Origin of the sequence: Methylobacterium sp. E-016 (assembly GCF_022829745.1) — a bacterium.
In the GTDB taxonomy this organism is placed as follows: Bacteria; Pseudomonadota; Alphaproteobacteria; order Rhizobiales; family Beijerinckiaceae; genus Methylobacterium.
On the sequence record NZ_JAKSYF010000102.1, the window covers coordinates 1 to 959 of the forward strand.

At 74.6% G+C, this 959-nt stretch carries 1 protein-coding gene; it reads left to right on the forward strand.

Translation table 11 applies throughout. The features are described from left to right. Nucleotides 1-96 precede the first annotated feature (96 nt). Nucleotides 97-959 (forward strand): FAD binding domain-containing protein (locus MKK68_RS12505; protein WP_279605328.1); only part of this gene is annotated, 863 nt, incomplete at its 3' end.

Consider the following 959-nt stretch of genomic DNA (forward strand, 5'->3'; position numbering starts at 1 on the left):
GCAAGCCGGGCCCTTTTTGCGGTCCGGGGCACGCTCTGTCGCAGGAACGCGGCCCGCACCCGCTCCGTTCACTCGGCGTCCGACCGAGGAGCGACCATGGGCGACGACACCTCTCTGTCCCGGCGCGGCCTGATCCAGGCGCCGCCCAACGCCAAGTTCATCGCCGGCGGCCCCAACCTGCTCGACCTGATGAAGCTGCAGATCGAGACCCCGACCCACCTCGTCGACGTCAACGGGCTCGGGCTCGACCGGATCGAGCCGACCCCGGAGGGCGGCCTGCGCATCGGCGCGCTGGTGCGCAACACCGACCTCGCCGCCGACGCCCGTGTCCGGAAGGATTACGGCGTGCTGTCGCGCGCGCTGCTGGCCGGCGCCTCGGGGCAGCTGCGCAACAAGGCGACCACCGCCGGCAACCTGCTGCAGCGCACCCGCTGCCCGTACTTCTACGACACCGCGCAGGCCTGCAACAAGCGCCGGCCGGGCTCCGGCTGCTCGGCGCTCGACGGGGTCAGCCGGCAGCTGGCGGTGATCGGCGGAAGCGACGCCTGCATCGCCACCCATCCCGGCGACATGGCGGTGGCGATGCGCGTGCTCGACGCCACCGTCGAGACCGTCGACGGCGAGGGCGGTTCCCGGACGATCCCGATCGCCGCGTTCCACCGCCTGCCGGGCGACGCGCCCGAGCGCGACACCACGCTCGCGGCCGGCGCGCTGATCACGGCGGTGACGCTGCCGAAGCCGGTGGCGGGCACGCACCTCTACCGCAAGGTCCGCGACCGGGCGTCGTACGCCTACGCGCTGGTCTCGGTGGCGGCGATCCTGGGCAGGGACGGGGCCGGCCGCGTCGCCTTCGGCGGGGTGGCGCCGAAACCCTGGCGGGTGGAGGCGGCCGAGGCCGACCTGCCGCGGGGCGCCAAGGCGGTGACCGAGCAGGTCTTCGCCGGCGCCGCGCCGACCCA